The organism is Acidovorax sp. Root402, assembly GCF_001425125.1.
GTDB lineage: Bacteria > Pseudomonadota > Gammaproteobacteria > Burkholderiales > Burkholderiaceae_C > Acidovorax > Acidovorax delafieldii.
Window position 1 is genome coordinate 382,404 of sequence record NZ_LMDQ01000014.1, and the last position, 22,006, is coordinate 404,409.

General features: G+C 66.1%; 20 protein-coding genes. 13 read left to right on the forward strand and 7 right to left on the reverse strand.

All coding sequences use genetic code 11. From position 1 onward, the window contains the following. The first annotated feature begins 73 nt into the window (after positions 1 to 73). Both ASC83_RS12925 and ASC83_RS12930 read left to right on the forward strand, forming a co-directional pair. On the forward strand, positions 74 to 1,270 hold the full coding sequence (locus tag ASC83_RS12925) for an amino acid aminotransferase (RefSeq protein ID WP_056063053.1): 1,197 nt from the start codon (positions 74 to 76) through the stop codon (positions 1,268 to 1,270). A gap of 34 nt (positions 1,271 to 1,304) precedes the next feature. Next, positions 1,305 to 1,877 carry a nucleotidyltransferase family protein gene (locus ASC83_RS12930; RefSeq protein ID WP_235509368.1) on the forward strand — a complete coding sequence of 191 codons (573 nt, stop codon included), beginning with the start codon at positions 1,305 to 1,307 and terminating at the stop codon, positions 1,875 to 1,877. Between the two features lie 116 nt (positions 1,878 to 1,993). Here ASC83_RS12930 and ygiD read toward each other — a convergent pair whose 3' ends face one another. Next, positions 1,994 to 2,899 (reverse strand): 4,5-DOPA dioxygenase extradiol, encoded by a 906-nt coding sequence (gene ygiD, locus ASC83_RS12935; protein WP_056063061.1) that lies wholly within the window; start codon positions 2,897 to 2,899, stop codon positions 1,994 to 1,996. A gap of 133 nt (positions 2,900 to 3,032) precedes the next feature. Here ygiD and ASC83_RS12940 point away from each other — a divergent pair, with 133 nt between their 5' ends. The 4 genes from ASC83_RS12940 (at position 3,033) to ASC83_RS12955 (ending at position 8,060) form a co-directional block, all read left to right on the forward strand. Continuing rightward, entirely contained in the window at positions 3,033 to 3,923 is an 891-nt protein-coding gene (locus ASC83_RS12940; protein WP_056063063.1) for a CoA transferase, read from the forward strand. A gap of 16 nt (positions 3,924 to 3,939) precedes the next feature. Beyond that, a complete protein-coding gene (locus ASC83_RS12945; protein ID WP_056063066.1) occupies positions 3,940 to 4,644 on the forward strand; it encodes a cold shock and DUF1294 domain-containing protein in 705 nt (234 codons plus the stop codon). Positions 4,645 to 4,844: 200 nt separating this feature from the next. Beyond that, complete coding sequence (locus tag ASC83_RS12950) at positions 4,845 to 5,306, forward strand: hypothetical protein (RefSeq protein ID WP_056065035.1); 462 nt, start codon at positions 4,845 to 4,847, stop codon at positions 5,304 to 5,306. 321 nt (positions 5,307 to 5,627) lie between these two features. Then, positions 5,628 to 8,060, forward strand: coding sequence for an EAL domain-containing protein (locus tag ASC83_RS12955; protein ID WP_235509369.1), 2,433 nt, complete (start codon positions 5,628 to 5,630; stop codon positions 8,058 to 8,060). A 166-nt stretch (positions 8,061 to 8,226) separates the two neighbouring features. Here ASC83_RS12955 and ASC83_RS12960 read toward each other — a convergent pair whose 3' ends face one another. Further along, positions 8,227 to 10,641 carry a YgiQ family radical SAM protein gene (locus ASC83_RS12960; RefSeq protein WP_056063072.1) on the reverse strand — a complete coding sequence of 805 codons (2,415 nt, stop codon included), beginning with the start codon at positions 10,639 to 10,641 and terminating at the stop codon, positions 8,227 to 8,229. Positions 10,642 to 10,832: 191 nt separating this feature from the next. Between ASC83_RS12960 and ASC83_RS12965 the strand changes: the two genes are divergently transcribed. Together ASC83_RS12965 and ASC83_RS12970 are read left to right on the forward strand one after the other, a co-directional pair. Then, positions 10,833 to 11,795 carry a bifunctional helix-turn-helix transcriptional regulator/GNAT family N-acetyltransferase gene (locus ASC83_RS12965; protein ID WP_056063075.1) on the forward strand — a complete coding sequence of 321 codons (963 nt, stop codon included), beginning with the start codon at positions 10,833 to 10,835 and terminating at the stop codon, positions 11,793 to 11,795. A 63-nt stretch (positions 11,796 to 11,858) separates the two neighbouring features. Next, positions 11,859 to 12,404: a GNAT family N-acetyltransferase gene (locus ASC83_RS12970; RefSeq protein ID WP_056063079.1), complete on the forward strand. Its 546-nt coding sequence runs from the start codon at positions 11,859 to 11,861 to the stop codon at positions 12,402 to 12,404. 41 nt (positions 12,405 to 12,445) lie between these two features. Here the strand turns inward: ASC83_RS12970 and ASC83_RS12975 are convergent, their stop codons facing one another. Next, complete coding sequence (locus tag ASC83_RS12975; protein ID WP_056063081.1) at positions 12,446 to 12,646, reverse strand: hypothetical protein; 201 nt, start codon at positions 12,644 to 12,646, stop codon at positions 12,446 to 12,448. A 226-nt stretch (positions 12,647 to 12,872) separates the two neighbouring features. On the opposite strand from ASC83_RS12975, the gene ASC83_RS12980 reads away from it, so the two are divergent. The 3 genes from ASC83_RS12980 (at position 12,873) to ASC83_RS12990 (ending at position 15,358) form a co-directional block, all read left to right on the forward strand. Further along, on the forward strand, positions 12,873 to 13,466 hold the full coding sequence (locus ASC83_RS12980; RefSeq protein ID WP_056063084.1) for a YigZ family protein: 594 nt from the start codon (positions 12,873 to 12,875) through the stop codon (positions 13,464 to 13,466). 154 nt (positions 13,467 to 13,620) lie between these two features. Beyond that, complete coding sequence (locus ASC83_RS12985; RefSeq protein ID WP_056063087.1) at positions 13,621 to 15,036, forward strand: dihydrolipoyl dehydrogenase; 1,416 nt, start codon at positions 13,621 to 13,623, stop codon at positions 15,034 to 15,036. 100 nt (positions 15,037 to 15,136) lie between these two features. After that, complete coding sequence (locus tag ASC83_RS12990) at positions 15,137 to 15,358, forward strand: putative motility protein (protein WP_056063088.1); 222 nt, start codon at positions 15,137 to 15,139, stop codon at positions 15,356 to 15,358. 28 nt (positions 15,359 to 15,386) lie between these two features. Here the strand turns inward: ASC83_RS12990 and ASC83_RS12995 are convergent, their stop codons facing one another. Genes ASC83_RS12995 through ASC83_RS13010 form a run of 4 tightly spaced genes read right to left on the reverse strand, consistent with a single transcriptional unit; the run spans position 15,387 to position 20,551 of the window. After that, positions 15,387 to 16,532 carry an FAD-binding oxidoreductase gene (locus ASC83_RS12995; RefSeq protein WP_056063091.1) on the reverse strand — a complete coding sequence of 382 codons (1,146 nt, stop codon included), beginning with the start codon at positions 16,530 to 16,532 and terminating at the stop codon, positions 15,387 to 15,389. Between the two features lie 13 nt (positions 16,533 to 16,545). Next, a complete protein-coding gene (locus ASC83_RS13000) occupies positions 16,546 to 18,108 on the reverse strand; it encodes an amidase (RefSeq protein WP_056063094.1) in 1,563 nt (520 codons plus the stop codon). A gap of 34 nt (positions 18,109 to 18,142) precedes the next feature. Next, complete coding sequence (locus tag ASC83_RS13005; RefSeq protein WP_056063097.1) at positions 18,143 to 19,129, reverse strand: tripartite tricarboxylate transporter substrate binding protein; 987 nt, start codon at positions 19,127 to 19,129, stop codon at positions 18,143 to 18,145. A 57-nt stretch (positions 19,130 to 19,186) separates the two neighbouring features. Continuing rightward, positions 19,187 to 20,551 (reverse strand): D-serine ammonia-lyase, encoded by a 1,365-nt coding sequence (locus ASC83_RS13010; protein ID WP_056063101.1) that lies wholly within the window; start codon positions 20,549 to 20,551, stop codon positions 19,187 to 19,189. A 93-nt stretch (positions 20,552 to 20,644) separates the two neighbouring features. Between ASC83_RS13010 and ASC83_RS13015 the strand changes: the two genes are divergently transcribed. Together ASC83_RS13015 and ASC83_RS13020 are read left to right on the forward strand one after the other, a co-directional pair. After that, a complete protein-coding gene (locus ASC83_RS13015; RefSeq protein ID WP_056063104.1) occupies positions 20,645 to 21,604 on the forward strand; it encodes a LysR substrate-binding domain-containing protein in 960 nt (319 codons plus the stop codon). Between the two features lie 70 nt (positions 21,605 to 21,674). Continuing rightward, complete coding sequence (locus tag ASC83_RS13020; protein WP_056063107.1) at positions 21,675 to 21,977, forward strand: helix-turn-helix transcriptional regulator; 303 nt, start codon at positions 21,675 to 21,677, stop codon at positions 21,975 to 21,977. The last annotated feature ends 29 nt before the right edge of the window (positions 21,978 to 22,006 follow it).

Consider the following 22,006-nt stretch of genomic DNA (forward strand, 5'->3'; position numbering starts at 1 on the left):
TTAAAATCGGCCGAACCCGGCACAGTACACCACGCCCGGATTCTTCGCTACTGACAACCTTTCAAGGATTTTCATGTCTCTGTTCACCGCCGTCGAAATGGCCCCCCGCGACCCCATCCTGGGCCTCAACGAGCAATTCAACGCCGACACCAACCCCAACAAGGTCAACCTGGGCGTCGGCGTTTATTTCGACGACAACGGCAAGCTGCCCCTGCTGCAATGTGTGCAGGCCGCAGAAAAGACCATGATGTCCACCCCCACGGCCCGTGGCTACCTGCCCATCGACGGCATCGTGGCGTACGACAACGCCGTCAAGAGCCTGGTGTTCGGCGCTGAGAGCGAACCCGTGAAGTCTGGCCGCGTAGCCACCGTGCAGGCCATCGGCGGCACCGGCGGCCTCAAGATCGGTGCCGACTTCCTGAAGAAGGTCAGCCCCAACGCCAAGGTGCTGATCTCCGACCCCAGCTGGGAAAACCACCGCGCGCTGTTCACCAACGCCGGTTTTGAAGTCGATACCTACGCGTACTACGACGCTGAAAAGCGCGGCGTGAACTTCGAGGGCTTCCTGGCCAGCCTGAACGCTGCGGCCCCCGGCACCATCGTCGTGCTGCACGCCTGCTGCCACAACCCCACCGGCTACGACATCACCGCCGCGCAGTGGGACCAAGTCATCGCCGTCGTCAAGGCCAAGGGCCTGACGCCCTTCCTGGACATGGCCTACCAGGGCTTTGGCCACGGCATCGCCGAAGACGGCGCCGTGATCGGCAAGTTTGTGGCTGCCGGTCTGAACTTCTTTGTGTCCACCTCTTTCAGCAAGAGCTTCAGCCTGTACGGCGAACGCGTGGGCGGCCTGTCGGTGCTGTGCGCCGACAAGGAAGAAGCCAGCCGCGTGCTGAGCCAACTGAAGATCGTGATTCGCACCAACTACTCCAACCCACCCATCCACGGTGGCGCGGTGGTGGCCGCCGTGCTGAACAACCCCGAGCTGCGCGCCATGTGGGAACAAGAACTGGCCGAAATGCGCGTGCGCATCAAGGCCATGCGCCAGAAGCTGGTGGACGGCCTCAAAGCCGCTGGCGTGAAGCAGGACATGAGCTTCATCACTACGCAGATCGGCATGTTCAGCTACTCCGGCCTGTCCAAGGACCAGATGGTGCGCCTGCGCAACGAGTTCGGCGTGTACGGTACTGACACCGGCCGCATGTGCGTGGCCGCCCTGAACAGCAAGAACATCGACTACGTCTGCCAGGCCATTGCAAAGGTCGTCTGAGCACGATAAGGAAGCGGCGCTCGCGCGCCGCTTTGTGAGCGAAACGCTCCAGAACCCGCACAACGCGGCCCTTCTGGAGCGTTTGCCGTTTCTGGGCCTGCCCGACGCGTGGCTGGTGGCGGGCTGCCTGTTCCAGACGGTGTGGAACCTGCACTCTGGCCTGGAGCCCACCGCGAACATCAAGGACTACGACCTGTTCTACTTCGACGGCAACGACCTGTCCGAATCGGCGGAGAAGCAGGTGCAAGCCCGCGCCACCGCCCTCTTCGCCGACCTGCCCATCACCGTCGAAGCCAAGAACCAGGCCCGCGTGCACCTCTGGTACGAGCGCTGGTTTGGTTACCCGTATGCGCCGCTGCAGTCCGCCCGCAACGGGATCGAGCGTTTTCTGGTGCCCTGCACCTGCGTGGGCCTGCAACCTGCTATCGCCCCCGGCGTTGCTCAGCCCACGCTGTACGCGCCGTACGGACTGGAAGAGCTGTACGCAGGACTTCTCAAACCCAACCCCGCCTGCCCGCACCTGCCGTTGTTTGAGGCCAAAGCGCAAAGCTACCGCGAACGCTGGCCATGGCTGACGATCCAGACCGCAGGTCACGCGACGGCCTGAAGACGCCCCACCGCTGCGACGCGGCGATTTCAGGCGTTTTTGGCCTCAAGCGCTAGATGTACATGCGCCAATAGCTATCAAAAAAGAAGCACTCAATCGGCTTCAGAAAGCATCCATCAGCCCCACAGCACCGACCGCATCGAGATCGATGCCGACTGATAGCCCGTGTTGAAAAAGCGGGGCATCTCGCTGGGCAGCACGGCTCCCGCTGCGTAAAGCAGCGGCAGGTAGTGCTCGTAAGTGGGGTGCGCCTGCCGGGCCACGGCGCCCAGCTTCTGGAAGTCCTGCAAGGCGCCCAGCTGGCCCTTCTTGATCTGCTCCTGCACCACGGTGTCGAACTCCGTGGCCCAGTCGTAGGCTTCGTTGGCAGCCGAGCCACGGCGGGATGCGCGCAGGTTGTGCACGATGTTGCCGCTGCCCACGATCAGCACGCCCCGCTCGCGCAGGGCCTTGAGTTGCTGGCCCAGTGCATAGTGCTCGGCTGGTGCTCGGCCGTAGTCCATGCTGAGCTGCATCACCGGGATACGCGCCTGGGGGAACATGGGCTTGAGCACCGACCAGGTGCCGTGGTCCAGCCCCCACTCGCCCTCGTCCACGCCGAGGGCGGCGCCCGTGGCAGGAGATTTCAGCTCCTTGGCCAGGCTGCGCGCCACGGCCGGTGCGCCCGGCACGGGGTACTGCTGGTCGAACAGCGCCTGGGGGAAGCCGCCAAAGTCGTGGATGGTTTTGGGGTTGGCCATGCCGGTGAGCTGCCAGCCACCACGCGTGAGCCAGTGGGCCGACACACACAGAATGAGCTGCGGCTGCACCGCCCGCGCCATCAGTTCCGTACCCATGGCCTGCCAGCTGCGGCTCCAGGCGTTGTCCTCGATGGCGTTCATGGGGCTGCCGTGGCCCACAAACAGCACGGGCATGCGGGGCGAGGGCTTGAGCGCCTGCAATGCAGATGCCGTGGCGGCGCTGCTCAGGGACGTGGTCATGAAAGCTCCCGGAAAGGCGGCCAGGCCCGTGAGGGCGGCCAAAGAGGTTCTGCGTTGCATGGGTCAGGGAGCGTAACAAATTATGTATAACGCAGGGAGTGAGCCCGCGCGCCCTGCGAAGTTCCAGCGCCGCACCTTCCATTAAAAACCACAACACCGAGACAACCCTGAGCCCATGACCACCGCCCTGCCCCAGCCCCTGCGCAACACCCGTGTCCTGAGCCTCGCCCTCAACCTGCCCGGCCCCGCCGCCCTGATGCGCTGTGCACGCATGGGCGCCGAGTGCACCAAGCTCGAACCGCCCCCGCCCCCCGGCTACCCCAGTGCCGACCCCATGGGCATCTACAGCCCTGCGGCCTATGCCACGCTGCACCAGGGCGTGCGCGTGGTGCATGCCCACCTCAAAACGCCCGAAGGCCAGGCCACGCTGCATGCAGAGCTGGCAAGCACCGATGTGCTGATCACCTCGTTCCGCCCGTCGGCCCTGGCCAAGCTGGGCCTCTCCTGGGAGGCGCTTCAATCAAAATATCCACGCCTCTCGCTGGTACGGATCGTGGGCGCGGCGGCTGAGCGGGCCGAGGAGCCCGGCCATGACCTCACCTACCTGGCTGATGCGGGCCTGGTGACCGGCAACGAGATGCCACCCACCCTGTACGCCGACATGGGCGGCGCCCTGATGGCCAGCGAGGCGGTGCTGCAGGCCCTGCTGGAGCGCGCCCACACCGGCAACGGCGTGTGCATCGAAGTCGCCCTGGCCGACGCCGCTGCCTGGCTGGCCCAGCCGCGCGACTGGGGCCTGACCACCCCCGAGGGCGACGTGGGGGGCAACCACGCAGGCTACCGCATCTACCCCTGCGCCGACGGCCGCGTGGCCGTGGCCGCGTTGGAACCCCACTTCGCCGCCAGCCTGTGTGCTGCCGCAGGCTTGCCCGCCACGGGCGACCCGCAGGTGCTGCGCGCCCCCGCCACCCACGCGGCCGTGGCGGCGTTCTTGCGCACACAGACCCGCGCGCAGCTTGATGCTTTGGCGGTGGCGCACGACATTCCTTTGCACACCCTGGCCTGAAAGCATTTCCTGACCGATGCAGAAACAAGGCACCGTCGTCCGCTGGGACGCCAGCCGCGCCTTCGGCTTTATCCGCAGCCCTGACACGTCCGCCGATGTGTTCTTTCATGTGCGGGACTACCGGGGTACCGCCCCGCCCCGCGAAGGGCTCGCCGTGGTGTACGAGGAGATTCATGTCGGCGGAAAAGGGCCCCGGGCTATGGCGGTGTTGCCCGCTGCAAACGCGGGTGGCGCGTTCCAGCCCCGCAGCGCGGCACCAACGCAGCCGCCCCCTGCGCACCCAACGCGGCGCGCGCCGGTGCAACGGGCGGGGCAACCTCCGGCCGCCAGGCGCAGGCGCCCTGTGGCGGCCATCGAACCGACCACTCCCACCGGCTCGGCGCTGATACGGCTACTCATGCTCGGCTGGGCGGGGCTGCTGGCCTGGGGCCTCTGGGCAGGCCGACTACCGTGGTGGGTGCTGGGCGCGGCGGTCGCCGTCAACCTCCTGACCTTTCTGGTCTACGCCATCGACAAAAGCGCCGCGCAAAACGGCCGGTGGCGCACCAAGGAAAGCCACCTGCACCTGCTGAGCCTTGCAGGCGGCTGGCCCGGCGCATGGTGGGCCCAGCAGTGGCTGCGGCACAAATCCCGCAAGGCGGAGTTTCGCGCGGTGTATTGGGCAACGGTGGTGCTGCATTGCGCTGCGCTGGGGGCCTGGCTGGGGGGATGGATGGGCTAGCAGAGGCGGCCAAAAACTAACAAATTGATAGCAACCAACCCAAGAACCACTAGCGCACCAAGCGCTTTTTTCACATATTCTTGTGACCCAGCCCCCTGCAACGCAAAGCGGGCTGACGCACAGATGGCCCGCTGGCCTACACAGCGCGCCGGGATGCCCGGTTTCAATCCCAAAGGTCTGAAACACTTCGGGAGATGCCCATGAAACCCCTCGTCCTTGATTCCACCATGACCACCATGGGCGGCGTTTTCTACCCCACCGGCCAGGTGTTTGCGCTGTTCCCCGACGAGGACTGCGCGCGCCAGGCCGCACTCGCATTGCAGGCAGCAGGCCATCAGGGCGATGTCGCCTACGCCAGCCCCGAAGTCATCCTGCAAGAAATTGTGCACACCCTGGGCACTGCAGATGCGCCGCTGCCATCTGTGGGCGCCGAAGGCGACATGGTGCGGCGCATTGCCGACCTGGCGGGCTCCGGCCACCACGGCATTCTGATCGCAGTGAACGACAAAGACGACACCGACACGCTGGTGGCAGCCATTGCCCCCGAAGGCGCGGTCACCGCGTTCTATTACCGCACCTTCATCATCGAAGACCTGATCTCGCAGCCCGCAGACGATGGCCCGCAGTCCGTGCTGGTGGGCACCCACGCTGCGGCGCCGTAAAACGCCGGCTTCTGTCAGGCCGGGCAACACCTGGGCGGAGCCAGCGATGGCCCGCCGCGCGCAGGTTCAGGTGCGGGTGCGCATCGGCATGGCGGCCATTCCCCGCAGGCACAAGGGGTTGCCAAACTTTGCATGCGCTGGCAAGTTGATCTCTATATAGTGGGCTGGAAGCACCGCACCGCCGAATCAGCCACGCGTTCCAGGACAACCCTGGACCGCAGGCATTGACGGAGCATGCGGACACACTGATGAGGGCGCGCCGGATGGGGCCACCAGGCATCACTGGCGCAAGCAGCTTGGCACGAGGCGAGGGAGCCATCCATGGATGTATTGCAGCCGGTCGAGCGAAGGCCTGTGCCGTTGACGTTGCGGGTGACATGGCCTTTCATCACCATGGTGTTGCTGCTGGCGGTGTGCGCCACGGCCAGCCTGCATGTCTTGTCCTCGGTGCGTGCCTTCGTCGCAGGCGAAAGCCTATGGACCAAAGGCCAAAAGGACGCCATCTATTTTCTCAACCAGTACGCCATCACCGGCTCCCCCCAGGCCTTTGAAGAGTTCACCCGCGCCATGGAGATCCCGCTGGGCGACCGGGCGGCCCGGCTGGCCCTGGAGCCAGGCCAGGTACAGACGGATGTGGCGCGCGACGGCTTTCTGCGCGGTGGCAACCACCCCGATGACATTGACGGCCTGATCTGGCTGCTGCGCTACTTTGACGGCTTTGATCTGGTGAAGAAGCCGGTAGACCAATGGCTGGTGGGCGACGAGTACATCCGTGCGCTGCGCGAGCTGTCGCACGAGATCCACCAGCGCAACACCGCCGGCACGGCGGACGCCCCCACCCGCGAACGGTGGCAGAACACCATCCGCGAGATCAACGCGGGCGTGACCCCGGCGGCCCGGAACTTCAGCGACGCCCTGGGCGAAAGCTCGCGCCACATCGTGCTCCTGCTGATGTGGACCAACATGGGCATCGCCCTGGTGCTGATTCTTCTGACCCTGTGGCACACGCACAAGTTGCTGGCCCAGCGCCAGAACGCGGAGCGCGCCCTGGAGGTCGAGCGGGAACTGGCGCGCACCACGCTGGCCGCCATTGGCGATGCCGTGGTGACGACCAACATCCACGGCGAGGTCACCTACATGAATCCTGCCGCAGAAACCTTGCTGGCCCGCCCAGCCGCCCAGGCCACCGGGCAACCTCTGGCGCAGTTGCTGGTCTTCGAAGGTGATGCAGCACCCCTGTCGGCCGACGCCCTGGTGCAGACGCTGCTGCGCAGCGATGGTGCCGCCAAGGGCAACATCCATCGCACCCTGGTGCGACCGGACCAGAGCATCGTTCCGGTGAGGCTGGTGGGCTCTCCCATCCGGCACCGGGGTGTGCTGACCGGAGCGGTGCTGGCGCTGCACGACGTCACGCGCGAGCAGCACTATGTAGAGCAGCTCTCGTGGCAGGCCAGCCATGATGCGCTGACGGGCCTGGTGAACCGGCGCGAGTTCGAGCACCGGCTTGAAGCCCTGCTCAGCCACCCGCGCCAGCCGGGCCGTGAGGGCTCGCTGCTCTACGTGGACATGGACCAGTTCAAGCTCATCAACGACACCTGCGGCCACCAGGCCGGCGACGAGATGCTGCGGGAGGTCTGTCGCATGCTGCAAAGCCACCTGCGCGAAGGGGACACGCTGGCACGGCTGGGCGGCGACGAATTCGGCATCCTGCTCAAGGACTGCCCCGTTGGCCCCTCGGCGCGCATTGCAGAGCAATTGCGCCAGGCTGGCCAGGACCTGCGCCTGGCCTGGGAAGGCCAGCAGCTCAGCACGGGCCTCTCCATCGGCATGGTGCAGCTCATCCCAGCGCTCACCTCCATCCAGGAGGCCATGCGCGTGGCCGACATGGCCTGCTACCGTGCCAAGGAAGGTGGGCGCAACAGGGTGTTCATCTACCAGCCCGAAGACATCGAGATGACCCGGCGCGAAGGCGACATGGACTGGGTGCGGCGCCTGCGCCTGGCGCTGGAGCACAACCGTTTCCAGCTGTACGCGCAGACCATCCGCGCGCTGCAAGGCACCGGTGATGAAGGCCTGCACATGGAGGTGCTGCTGCGCCTGCGCGAGGAGGAAAACGGCCAGCTGGTGGCGCCCAGCACCTTCATCCCGGCCGCCGAGCACTACGGGATGATGCCGTCCATCGACCGCTGGGTGATCCGCCACACACTGCAGGCGCTGGCGCAGCACCAGCGCACCCCGGGCGCCCAGCCGCTGCACACCTGCGCCATCAACCTCTCGGGCACCAGCCTGGGGGATGACAGCCTGCTCAAGTACATCCGTACCACGCTCACCGAATCCGGGCTGGACCCCGCGCTGCTGTGCTTCGAGATCACCGAGACCAGCGCGATATCGCACCTGCCCAACGCGGTGCGCCTGATGAAGGAGCTGCAGCAACTGGGCTGCAGGTTCGCGCTCGATGACTTCGGCGCGGGGATGTCGTCCTTCACCTACCTCAAGCACCTGCCGGTGAACTACCTCAAGATCGACGGCGCTTTCGTGAAGGACCTTCTGCAAGACCCCACCAACCGTGCCATGGTGGAAATGATCCACCGCATCGGCCATGTGATGGGCAAGCAGACGATTGCCGAGTTCGCCGAGTCCGAAGCCACCGTGGATGCGTTGCGACTCATCGGCGTGAACTACGCCCAAGGCTATGCGGTGGCGAAGCCCGTGCCGCTGTCGGAATGCCTGGCGAGGGACTACACCACCGCCTGACCACCGCGCGGGCCTGACGCGCCTGAGTCCCGCCACCCCACCGATGCCGTTGGCGCGGCATGCCAGCCCCCCGTTTCAGCCTGCAGATGCAATGGGCAGATGGACGCCCTGCCCGCCCCGCCCCGCCCCGCCACGCGAGCAAGCAGGCAAGCAGGCAGGCAGCGGACTATCGCGCTTTCTTGAACGGTTTGCCGCCAGCAGCCGGCTTGGCCGCGCCCCCGGTCACGCGCGGTGGCAGGCCCGTGTGCTGGGTCAGGATGCGGCCCTTGGTGGGCTGCTGCACCGTGCGCGACGCCGGTGCCACCGCGGGCTTGGCCCCTGTCGGGGTCGAGTTCTTGCGCCGCGCACTCTGGTAACCACCGTCGGTGAGCGGCTGGAAGGTCGGGATCAGGTGGTGCTTGCCGTTACCGATCAGGTCCGCCCGGCCCATGGCCTTGAGCGCATCGCGCAGCAGCGGCCAGTTGTTCGGGTCGTGGTAGCGCAGGAAGGCCTTGTGCAGGCGGCGGCGCTTTTCGCCGCGCACGATGTCCACAGACTCTTCATCCACATCGCGCATTTCGCGGCGCACGCGGGTCAGCGTGTTGCGGCCCGAGTGGTACATGGCCGTGGCCGTGGCCATGGGGCTGGGGTAGAAGGTCTGCACCTGGTCGGCGCGGAAGCCGTTCTTCTTCAGCCAGATGGCGAGGTTCATCATGTCCTCGTCACTGGTGCCCGGGTGCGCGGCGATGAAGTACGGGATCAGGAACTGCTTCTTGCCCGCCTCTTCGCTGAACTTCTCGAACATCTGCTTGAACTTGTCATAGCTGCCGATGCCCGGCTTCATCATCTTGGTGAGCGGGCCCTGCTCTGTGTGCTCGGGCGCGATCTTGAGGTAGCCCCCCACGTGGTGCTGTACCAGCTCCTTCACGTACTCCGGCGATTTCACCGCCAGGTCATAGCGCAGGCCCGATCCGATGAGGATCTTCTTGATGCCCTTGAGCGCGCGGCCACGGCGGTAGATCTTGATCAGCGGGCCGTGGTCGGTGGTGAGGTTCTGGCAGATGCCGGGGTACACGCAGCTGGGCTTGCGGCAGGCGGCCTCGATCTCGGGGCTGCGGCAGCCCAGGCGGTACATGTTGGCCGTGGGGCCACCCAGGTCGCTGATGGTGCCTGTGAAGCCCTTGACCTTGTCGCGGATGTCCTCGATCTCCTGGATGATCGAATCTTCCGAGCGGCTCTGGATGATGCGGCCCTCGTGCTCGGTGATGGAGCAAAAGGTGCAGCCGCCAAAGCAGCCGCGCATGATGTTGATGGAGAACCGGATCATCTCCCACGCGGGGATCTTGGTCGCGCCGTCATGGCTGCCGTTTTCGTCGGCGTAGCTGGGGTGCGGGCCACGCGCGTAAGGTAGGTCGAACACGTAGTCCATCTCGGCCGTGGTCAGCGGGATGGGGGGCGGGTTGATCCACACATCACGCGCCGTCACACCCTCGCCATGGGCCTGCACCAGTGCACGCGCGTTGCCAGGGTTGGTCTCCAGGTGCAGCACGCGGTTGGCGTGGGCGTAGAGCACGGGGTCGCTTTTGACCTGCTCGTAGCTGGGCAGGCGGATCACGCTCTTCTCGCGCGGGGGCACCTTGAGCTTGGCCTTGAGCGCCGGATTGGCAACGAACTGGATCGGCTGAATGGCAGGGTTGGGGCTGTTTTGGCCGGTAGCGCCGGTGTTATTTGCGGTGCCCGCTACAGAATCAGTAGCATTCCCATCCTCTTTGCTGCAGGTGCTGCCTTGGGCCGCAGCCTGCTCGCTGGTGGTCATGTACGGGTTGATGTGCGCCTCTACGCGGCCGGGCTCGTCCACCGTGGTGGAGTCGATCTCGAACCAGCCCTTGCCGCTCTCGTCGTCCGGTCGGCGCACAAAGGCCGTGCCGCGCACATCGGTGATCTGCTCCACCGGTTCACGCGCTGCGATGCGGTGGGCCACCTCCACCAACGCACGCTCGGCGTTCCCGTACAGCAGCAGATCGCACTTGCTGTCTACCACGATGGAGCGGCGCACCTTGTCGCTCCAGTAGTCGTAATGCGCAATGCGACGCAGGCTGCCTTCAATGCCGCCCAGGATGATGGGCACGTCCTTGTAGGCCTCGCGGCAGCGCTGGCTGTAGACGATGGCCGCACGATCGGGGCGCTTGCCGCCCACGTCGCCGGGGGTGTAGGCGTCATCGCTGCGGATCTTCCGGTCGGCGGTATACCGGTTGATCATCGAATCCATGTTGCCCGCCGTCACGCCCCAAAACAGGTTGGGCTTGCCCAGTGCTTTGAACGGCTCGGCGCTCTGCCAGTCGGGCTGGGCGATGATGCCCACGCGAAAGCCCTGCGCCTCCAGCGTGCGGCCGATGACGGCCATGCCAAAGCTCGGGTGGTCCACATACGCGTCGCCCGTCACCAGGATGATGTCGCAGCTGTCCCAGCCCAGTTTCTCCATCTCGGCGCGGCTCATCGGCAGGAACGATGCCGTGCCAAAGCGCTTGGCCCAGTACGGACGGTAGCTGGTCAAGGGCTTTGCGGCGCGCGCAAAAAAGGAGACGTCAACGGGGGCGTTCATGCAAAGGGGGTCGCGGCCGCCCCCGGTGCGATGGGGGTCTTCGTGGGGCGCGTCTGTGGTGGATAACCCGTGATTTTACGTTGGCGGACGGTTTTTGTCGCCTTGGCGGCCCTTGCCCCTCACTGTTACAGGCTTGATAGCCGTCAGACATATACTTGCTTTTGTCAATTAATTAACTGACAGAGGCATTTATGAGCGACAACACCTCTACCCTTCCCGAGTCCGTCCCGGTGCCTGCGAGTGCGGTGAAAGCCGTGCGCCGGTTCAACCGCTTCATCACCCGCCGCATTGGCGTGCTGGACCCGTACCTGGGCAGCAAGCTGTCGCTGACCGACGTGCGCGTGCTCTACGAACTGGCCCATCGCGAAGCCCCTGTGGCCAGCGAACTGGCGCGGGAGCTGGGGCTGGACGGCGGGTACATGAGCAGGATATTGCGGCGTTTTGAGCAGGCCGGGTGGATAGAACGGCATGCCAACGCCAAGGACGCGCGGCAAAGCCTGGTCACGCTCACCGCTGCTGGACGCGAGGCGTTCGAGCCGCTGCAGCAGCGTTCGCGCGACGAAGCTGCAGCACTGCTGGCCCCCTTGCCCCCGGCTCGGCGCCAGGAGGTCGTGGAGGCCATGGAACGGATCGAAACCCTGCTGTCCTCCCCCTCCAACGCGGCGGATGGCACCCGAATCGCCGTCCTGCGCGACCCTTTGCCCGGCGACATGGGCTGGGTAGTGCAGCAGCATGGCGAGATCTATTGGCGCGAGTACGGCTGGGACAACCGTTTTGAGGCATTGGTGGCAGACATCGCAGCGCAGTTCTTGCGCAAGTTCCAGCCCGCATGGGAGAAAGCCTGGATCGCCGAGCTGAACGGCGAGCGCGTGGGCTCGGTGTTTGTGGTGCGCAAATCTGCCACCACGGCGCAGCTGCGCATGCTCATCCTCAGCCCCAAAGCCAGGGGCCTCGGCCTGGGCGCCCGCCTCACCGACGAATGCATTGCCTTTGCGCGTGCAAAAGGTTACAAAAAGATGGTTCTATGGACCAACAGCTGCCTCACGGCTGCGCGTGGCATCTACGGTCAGCGCGGTTTTCGGCTGGTCAAGACCGAGCCCTACGAAGGCTTTGGTCAGCAATTGGTGGGAGAGACCTGGGAGCTAAAGCTTTGAAATGAGGCAACACGACCCGCTGCCCGACCAGCGGCCTTCAACGCGAGGCCACGGAGTATCTCGATGACTTTGTCCGATTCGCTTTTGATTCGCCCCTTCACGGCCGACGATGACCTCGCACGCCTGACCTCCCTCATCCACTGCGCCTATGCACCCCACGCGCTGCGGGGTCTGCGCTACTGGGGCACCCACCAGTCTGTGGAAGATACGGCGAAGCGGTTTGCTTCAGGCACGGGGTTGGTGATGCTGGACGGCGAAGACTATGTGGGCACCGCCACGCTGCGACCGCCTCAACCTGAATCCTCAGTGCCGCTGTACCGCGACCCTTCGGTGTGGTCTTTGTGCCAGTTCTGCATCACCCCCGGTGCCAAAGGCCAGGGTTACGGCAAACAGCTGCACGCCTATGCCCTGGACTATGCCCGCCGAGCGGGCGCCCGAGTAATGGCGCTGGACACTGCGCAACCGGCCACGGCCTTGATAGCGATGTATGAATCCTGGGGTTACCGGGTGGTCGGCGAGTGCGACTGGCGCCCTTTGACCAACTACACCAGCGTGCTCATGGCACGCGACCTGGGCGCAGTAGACGATTGCGTGGGCAACACCGGCTGAAGGGACGCTGCGTGGCTTGTTACGTTACGCAGCACGCCGTGTCACCACTCACCGATTTCCCGCACGCGCTGCGCCAGGTCCGGCATCTCTTCGTCGTGCTCTTCCACTGCGTTTGGCATCGCGCCGGTCGATGCCACCGAGCTGGCGCCCGATGCCTGGGAGACCGAGGAAGAGATGAAACGGCCAAACAGATGGCCGGCGAGGGAGGTAGGCAAAGGTGCAGAGAGCGAAGTGGCAAACATGGCGGCTCCTTTTCTGATGGCCCGAGTGCTTTCAAATGCGTAGCAACAGCGTAGTCCACAGCAACATGTCCGCAGTGTAGGAACCCGCGCCTATGGCATGTGTGACAGAACGCACATTCCCAACGCGATTTGTGCCGATCCACACCCTTCAGGGTCCGTGCTGTGACTTCCGTCACACACGGCCCCCTGCTGGCACCCAAAGCGCTCGCCGTACACTCGCTGCCCCATGCCCCAGACTCTGGCTGCCCCGGCGCACAGCGAACTCATCATCAAGAAAAGCCGCTTCATCGGCTGCGTGCAGCCCATGGCCGACCGCGCCAGCGCGCAGGCGGCAGTGGATGCGCTGTGGAAGCAACACCCTGGCGCAGCCCATATCTGCTGGGCGCTACTGGCGGGCGGACAGTCGGCTGCGGTGGACGACGGAGAGCCCGGTGGCACCGCTGGCCGCCCTATGCTGGACGTTTTGCGCCACCAGGACCTGGAAGGCGTGCTGGCCACGGTGGTGCGCTACTTTGGCGGCGTCAAGCTGGGCGCGGGCGGCCTGGTGCGCGCCTACACCGACACAATTGCCCAGGCACTGCTGACGGCCCCCAAGGTCACGCTGCAGCGCATGGCCCTGTTGCAGTGCCAGGTGCCCTATGCCCTGGAAGGCCTGCTGCGCCGCGAAATTGAAGCTGCTGGCGCCGAATTGGTGGGCGTGCAGCATGGCACGCTGGTCACCTTGCAGCTGCGCCTGCCCCAGACGCAAGCCGCCCCTTTTGTGCAACGGATCAACGACCACGGGCAAGGCCGAGTGGGCTGGACGGACCCCGAAGCCTGACCGGACGCCGAGACCCGGCCCCCAAAGGGCAACAAGCTCGGTTTTCACATGCGCGCAAGCGCCCTCAGCGGCCTCACTGAAACGGCCTGTGCGCCTACAACGTTGCGGCGGCTCGCGCGTCACACTCCGGGTTTTCAGACTCCGAGAAAGCCCCATGGCCCAACCGCTCGACACCATCATCATTGGCGCAGGCACGGCGGGCCTGGCCGCGCTGCGTGAAGTGCGCAAGCGCACCGACCACTACCTCATTGTCAATGAAGGCCCCTGGGGCACTACCTGCGCCCGCGTGGGCTGCATGCCGTCCAAAGCGCTGATCGAGGCGGCCAACGCTTTCCACCGGCGCCACACTTTTGAAGCATTTGGCCTTCGGGGCGCCAGTGCATTGACCGCAGACCTGCCTTCCGTGCTCCAGCGCGTGCGCGCACTGCGCGACGACTTCGTGGCGGGCGCCCTCAAAGCCACCAATGAACTGGGCAGCAACCAGGTGCCAGGGCGCGCCACGCTGCTGGGACCGCGTTTGGTGGACATTGATGGCACGGCTTACGCCACGCGCAGCATCATCATCGCCACGGGATCACGCCCACGTGTGCCTGAGGCATGGCTGGCATTTGGCGACCGCATGCTCACCACCGACACCTTGTTCGAACAACCAACCCTAGGCCCCCGCATTGCAGTGATCGGCCTGGGCCCGATTGGAGTGGAGCTATCCCAAGCGCTCGCGCGGCTGGGCCTGCAGGTGGCTGCGTTCACCACTGGCCACACGCTGGCTGGCTTGAGCGACCCAACGCTGAATGCCGAGCTGGCGGCCCTGCTCAAGCAGGACATGGTTCTGCACATGGGCGCCGAGGCGCAGCTGCGCGAAGTGCCTGGAGGCATTGAAATCGCCAGCGGCGCCAACCGCGTGGTAGTGGACCAGGTCATCGCCGCCATGGGCCGGGTGCCCAACATTGAGCACTTGGGCCTGGAGACACTGGGCGTACCGCTGGATGCGCGCGGACTGCCCACCGTAGATCCACAAACCCAGCAAATTGGCAATTTGCCGGTGTTTATGACGGGTGACGCCAACACCCACACCCCGTTGCTGCACGAGGCGGCCGATGAAGGCCATATTGCAGGCCTGAACGCCCTGGCCCCCACTCCCACGCGCTTTCGGCGCCGCAGCTTGCTGTCCATCGTGTTCGCCGACCCCAGCATCGCCATTGTGGGACCTCGCGTGGCCGACATGGACGCGCACAGCACCGTCACCGGCACCGCCAGCTACGCAAACCAGGGCCGTGCCCGCACCGCCCAGCGCAACCATGGACGCCTGTGCGTCTATGCAGACCATACGAGTGGTCGCCTGCTGGGCGCCGAGCTGTGTGCCCCTGACGGCGAGCACCTGGCGCACCTGCTGGCCTTGGCCGTGCAGCAGCAACTGACAGTGCACGACCTCTTGGGCATGCCCTTCTATCACCCCACGCTGGAAGAAGGCGTGCGCACCGCCTTGCGCGACGCAGCCCGCCAGCTGCCACACACCCACGCCTCCGACCTGGCCGCCTGCCCAGCCCTTGGGGTGCCCGCACTGGACTAGGCGGAGCACTACAGAGCAGGTCCACCACCGCTGAACATGTAACAACGCTCAAGCCGCGTTCTGCCGCGCCGATAACCCACCATTGCCCCGAGGAGTCACCATGGACGTCGCCCTGACCAACAGCATCGTCAACACCGCTACCAACCTGGCTAGCGCCAAGACGTCGGACGCCTTGAACATGGTGGTACTGAAAAAGGCGCTGGACATGCAGGCCGTATCGGCCGCCACCATGATCGACGCCATGCAGCAGTCCATGCCCCAGCCCCAGCCCCAGCTGGCCACCAGCGGCACGCTGGGCACCAACGTCAACACCTTCGCCTGAGAAGCGGAGCCCCTCTCGTCTGGGCACCTCAGCGCAAACGCGCAGGCGACAGCCCTTCCACCCCCACGCCCTCGCGCACCAGCTCCTCGGCCAGCGGCTCGCCCCGCAACAGTTGCCGCGCCAGCAACGAGGCGCCCGCCGCGCTCTGAATCCCATACCCGCCCTGCCCGGCCAGCCAGAAGAAGCCGGGCACGTGGTTGTCCCAGCCGATCACCATGTCGCCATCCGACACGAAGGAGCGCAGCCCGGCCCAGGTGTGCGACGGCCGGCGGATCTGGAAGCGGGTCATTTCCTCGATGTGATAAATCCCGGTGGCCACGTCGAGCTCTTCCGGCACCACATCGTGCGGATGTGTAGGGTCGGCATTGGCCGGTGAGCCCAGTAGTTGCCCCGCGTCGGGCTTGAAGTAAAAACTCTCGTCGATGCCAATCACGGCTGGCCAGTGGGTGGCGTCCATGCCCTCGGGCACGGGGAAGGTGAACGCAGTGCGGCGGCGCGGCTCCAGCCCGATGGGCGGCACACCGGCCAGGCCCGCCACCACATCGGCCCAGGCACCCGCAGCATTGACGATGGTGGGGGCGGCAAACAATCGCCCATCGGCCAGCGTCACCTGCCACACAGTGCCTTCGCGGCGCACAGCCGTGACCTCAGCGTTCGTCAGCACCTGGCCGCCATGCTGGCGCAGGCCCCGCAGGTAGCCCTGGTGCAGGGCGTTCACATCAATGTCGGCCGCCTCGGGCTCGCTCATGCCTGCAGCCACGGCCTCGGGCTTGAGGCAAGGCAGCATTGCCAGCAGCTCGGCCTTGTCCACCCATTGCACATTGGGCGAGGTGGCGTGCGCTTCGTCGTAGGTCTGCTTGAGCAGGTCCAGCTGGTCCGGCCCGGCCACATAGACCACGCCCCGGGGTGAGAGGATGGGGTCAGCGCCAAACTCCGCCGGCGGCGCGTCGTAAAACGCGCGGCTCGCCCGCGTCAGCGCCTGGATGTTGGGCGTGCCATAGGTCGCCATGTACAGCGCGGCCGAGCGGCCGGTGGTGTGATAGCCGGGCTGCGATTCGCGCTCCAGCAGCAGCACGCTGGCGCCCTGCCCTGCGGCGCCGGGCTGCACCAGTTGCCAGGCCACGGAGGCCCCGGCAATGCCTGCGCCGATGACGATGGTGTCTACGGTTTGCATCTGCTCCTCCTGCTCAAACGGCCGACACCTGTGCGGCCGATGCCGCACGGTCGTCGCGCGGCAGGCTGCGGGCGTCGCGGGGGTCGGGTGCCACGGTCACGATGGAGGTCAGCGCGGGTTCGGCATTGGTTTGCATCAGCTTGGCGATGTCGGGCCGGGGCCGTGCCAGCCCGGCAATGCCCTTGAACGCCTGCTCCAGCGCATGCCCCACGCCCAGCGTATGGCGGTCGGCACGGAAGCGGCCCACGATCTGCAGGCCAAACGGCATCCCGGCGTCGTCCAGCCCACAGGGCAGGCTCAGCGCAGGGTGGGTGGTGAGCGTGGTCACATAAGTCAACGCCAGCCATCGGTAGTAGTTGGCCTGCGGCTCGCCGTTGATATGGCTGGCAAACAGCTCGGTCCACGCAAACGGCGACACCGGCGTGGTGGGCGCCAGGATCACGTCGTACTCTTCGTACAGCTTCTGGAACCGCGCCAGGATGCGTGTCTGCTCGGCCTGCGCCCAGGCGCTGTCGAGCAGCGTCATGGCGGCGCCCATTTCGTAGTTGGCGCGGGTGTTGGGGCCCAGGCTGGCGGGGTCGCGCTCGTAGGCCTCGCGCGTGCTGGCCACAAAGGCCTCGGCGCGCAGCACGTCAAAGCAGCGGTGCACATCGCCCAGGTCGATGTCGATGGCGTCGCAACGCGCAAACAGGTGCTTCATGGCCTGTACCTTGCGGCGGAACACGGCGCGGATGCCGTTGTCCACAGCGCAGGCACCAAAGTCCTCGGTATAAGCCACGCGCAGGCGGCTCAGGTCCACGGCTTCGGGCAGAAGGAAGCTCATCGGGTCCAGCGGGTAGCTCAGCGGGTCGCCCGCCGACATGCCCGCCGATGCCGCCAACTGCAGACAGGCCTCTTCCACCGTGCGGCCCATGGGGCCGACCACCGAAATCGGCGTCCAGCCCAGCAGCTTGCGCGAGCTGGGCACCACGCCGGGCGAGGGCCTGAAGCCCACTACGCCGCAGATGGACGCCGGAATGCGCAGCGACCCGCCCGTGTCCGAGCCCGTGCACACCGGCAACATGTCGCACGCCAGCGCAGCGGCCGAGCCGCCCGACGAGCCCCCGGCGTTCAGGTTGGGGTTGAAGGGGTTGCCCGTGGCGCCCCACACGGTGTTGCGCGAATTGGCGCCTGCGCCCATTTCGGGGATGTTGGTCTTGCCCGTGACGATGGCGCCCGCCGCGCGCAGGCGTGCCACCAGCACGTTGTCCTCGGCCGGAATGTGCTCACGGTAGATCTGTGATCCATAGGTGGTCAGCAAGCCCGCCGTGGCCTCCAGGTCCTTCACGCCCATGGGCAGGCCATGCAGCAGGCCCAGTGGTTCGCCGCGCAGCACGGCTTGCTCGGCCGCCTTGGCCTCGGTGCGGGCGCGGTCGTAGCAGGTGGCGGTGACGGCATTCACATGCGGGTTCACCGCCTCGATGCGGGCGATGCAGGCGTCGAGCAGCTCCACCGGCGAAATCTCGCGCGTGCCGATGTGATGGCGCAGTTCGTTGGCGGTCAGCTCAACCAGGGCTTGGGGGCTTGTTGTGGTCATCTCGGGCTTGTCTCCTTGTTCTGGTCCCACGGGTTCAGTCTGCGGTGATAGCGGCACGCTGTGCAATGGCGCGCATCAACGGCAGCTCCTTGTCGATCAGCTCGGCCAACACCTTGGACGAAGCATAGGACGGCTCGAACCCTACCGCGACCATCTTGTCACGCGTCTCTGGGTCTGACACCACCTGGGCCAGCGCCAGCTCCAGCCGCGACTTCACAGCCGGTGGCAGGCCACGCGGCGCCACCATGGCCAGCCAGGTGTCCATCTCCAGGCCGGGGTAGCCACTCTCTGCCAGCGTGGGCACCTTGGGCAGCAGGGCCGAGCGTTTGCCGGAGGTCACCGCAATGGCCTTGATCTTGCCGTCCTTGAGCTGCGGCAGCGCGGCCGACACGGTGTCCACCGTGAACGGGATCTGCCCGCCGAGCAGGTCGGTCATCGCGGGAGCGCTGCCCTTGTACGGCACATGCTGGATCTTGAGACCCGCCGCGTGGAAGAACATCTCGCCTGCAAACTGCGAGGTGGTGCCCGTGCCGAACGAGCCATACGAATACTTGTCGGGCGCCGCCTTCACCAGGGCCACGAACTGCTTCAGGTCGCTGGCAGGCACATCCTTGTTGGCCAGCAGAATCAACCCCGTGCGGCCCGTGATGCCAATGGGCTCAAAGCTCTTGACCGGGTCGTACGGCAGCTTGGCGCGCACGGCGGGGTTGACGGTGAAGGTGGTGCCCGAACTCATGAGCAGCGTGTAGCCATCCGGCGCCGCCCGCGCCACCGACGTCGCACCGATCACCGTGCCCGCACCCGCGCGGTTGTCGATCACCACGCTCTGGCCCAGCTTGTCACCCAGCTTCTTGCCAATCAGCCGCCCCAGCACATCGGTGGCGCCACCGGGCGGGAACGGAATCACCAGCGTGATCGGCTTGGTGGGGAAGGCAGCCTCCTGCGCCATGGCCGGGGCCCATGCAACGGCCCCCAGGGCGGCACAGAGGACGGCAGACAAAAGCAGTTGCTTGCGGTTCATGGCGTGGCTCCAGATAAAAAAGTGAAAAGAAAAAAGAGGAAAGAAGGTGGTGGGCCATCAGGCCTGCGCAGCCAGCACGGCCCTGCCGCGCTGCACAAAGCCCTGGTACTGCGCATCGGGCACCAGCAGGCCGCCCGTGGTCCACACCAGATGCGTGGCCTGATGCAGCACGGCCTCAATGCCCGTGCTGCGCAGCCAGGCCTGCCCGGCCGTGGTGCCCGTCAACATGGCCGGGCCGCTGAAGCCTGCGGCAGCCGAGGGCTCGATGCGCTCGCCCAAGGCGTCCAGCACCCGCACCAGGTGTGCAAACATGGTGTCGTCGGCCACGGTGTACACGCCCGACAGCAGCGGACGCATCAGCTCGGCTGCGAGCAGCGACGCACGCGGCACGGCCAGGCCATCGGCCTCGGTGCGGTTGGTCAGGCCCCAGTCGTAGACCGAGGGATGCCGCCCGACACCTTGCGTTGCATCGGCCATCATTTGCACCATGAAGCACGGCGACTGCACCGGCTCGGCAAAAAAACAGTGCACATGCGGCCCCAGCACCTGCCGCATGCCAAAGGTGATGCCTGCAGGCGCACCGCCCACACCGCAGGGCAGGTACACGATGAGCGGGTGCTCGGCATCCACCACCACGCCCTGCTCGGCCAGTTGCTTATGCAGGTGCAGCGCCGCTGCGCTGTAGCCCAGCAGCAGCGAGAACGATTGCTCGTCGTCCACAAAGTGGCACTGCGGGTTGCTGGCCGCCTCGGCACGGCCTGCGGCCACGGCGCGTTCGTAGTCGCCCGCGTGCTCCACCACCTGCACGCCACGCTGGCGCAGGCGCTCCTTCTTCCATTCCTTGGCATCGGCCGACATGTGCACCGTGGCCTGAAAACCCAGGGCAGACGCCACCACACCAATGCTCATGCCCAGGTTGCCGGTAGAGCCCACCGCCACCTGGTAACGACCCAGCAGCCCACGCGCCTGCGGCGTCGCCAGCGCTCGGTAGTCGCCGCCGGGCTGCACCAGTCCATGCTGCAGCGCCAACCCCTCGGCAAACTCCAGCACCTCGTGCATGCCGCCGCGCGCCTTGATGGAGCCCGCCACGGGCAGGCTGTGATCGGCCTTGATGAACAGGCGGCCTTGCGCCTCGGCCAAGCCCAGTGCAGGCGCCAGCGCCGCAGCAGGCAGCAGGGGCGACTCCACCACGCCCCCGGTAGCGGTCAGCTCTGGGAACACCTGCGCCAGCAGCCCGGCAAAACGGGCCAGGCGGGCAGCCGCTGCGTACGTATCATCCAGACTAATGGTTCTGCCCAGTGCAGGCAGCGCGGCGGCGGGCTGTGCCTGCCGCGCCAGATTGGTCCACAAGGCAGGCTGGGCGTTGCGCAGGCGGGTGGCCAGCAAGGCATCGATGGCAGCTCGGGGTTCGGCAATCGTCATGGCGCGTTCATTTCGAAAAGTCTTGCCCCCATTCTTCGCCGGTCACGCCCCCGTCACAAACCATTTATATTGAGCGCATCATTAGTATTAATAATGGATATTCGCCTCTCCCCCTCCCTGCTCGCCTGGCTGCGCAGTTTTGATGCAGCCGCCCGCCACGGCAGCTTTACCAAGGCGGCGGCCGAGCTGTGCATCACACAGGGCGCCGTGAGCCAGCAGGTCAAGCAGCTCGAAGACTGGCTGCGCCGCCCGCTGTTCCTGCGCACGCCGCGCGCCCTGGTGCCTACGCCCGAGGGCAAATGGCTGGCTGTGGTGCTGCGCGAGAGCTTTGACGCCATCGAAAGCACCCTGGCCCAGATGCGCCAGCCGGCAGAGGCCGCCACCGCCACGCTGAGCTGCTCGCCCTCGTTTGCCATGAGCTGGCTCACCCCCCGGCTGGGCGACTTCTTTCGCCAGCACCCCCACACCGGGCTGCGCGTGTTTGGCGAGTTCCACACGCTGGACCGCACCCGCATGGTGCGCGACGGCGTGGAAGCCGCCGTGCGCTTTGACCTGGGCGGCTACCGCGACCTGAACGCCACCGTGTTCCTCGACGAATGGCTCATCCCCGTGGCCAGCCCCGAGTTCCTGGCCCGCCACCCGCCCATCACCCAGCCGCAAGACCTGCACGGCGACTGGCTGCTGCACGACAGCAGCGCCTGGGACGGCGCAGACACTTACGAGGAGTGGCAGCGCTGGTTTGCGCAGAGGGGCGCCACGCCACCGCCCTGGGCGGGCGGCCAGCAGTTCAACCTGTCGCAACTGGCCCTCGGCGCAGCGCTGGCCGGCCAGGGCATTGCCATGGGCCGCGCCGCGCTGGTGCTGCAGGATGTGAAGGCCGGGCGCCTGGTGCCGCTGCTGGGGCGCAGCGTGACATCGCGCGCGGCCTATTCGTTTGTGACCACCACGCACCCTAGCCCGGCAATGGAGCTGGTGAAAGAGTGGCTGCTGGAGGAGGCGCAGCGGTTTTGCACAGAGCGCAGCGAGGTATTGCCTCCGTTGGCTTCGCTCTAAACCGAGTCATGACGGCTAAAATTTGTATATTTATATACTCTTTATATTAAAAAAGAGTATAAATATCATCATGCCAAACGATCTCATCCCCACCCTCGCCGCCGCCCGCAAAGCCCACCAGATGACCCAGGCCCAGTTGGCCGAAAGTGCGGGTCTCTCCCGCATGACGGTGCAGCGCACCGAAGGCGGCGACCTGGACCCCCGCTATTCCACCCTGGCCGAAATGGCGCGGGTGCTGGGCATGGACATCATTGCCGTACCCAGCAGCCTGCGGCCCAGCCTGGAGGCATTCATTCAGGCCGGTGGCAAGTTTCTGGGCCAGCCCGAGGGGGTGGATGCGCCGCCCTCGGTGGTGGACAGCCTGCGCCGCTGACCCTGACGACGCACCACCTTACCGCACTG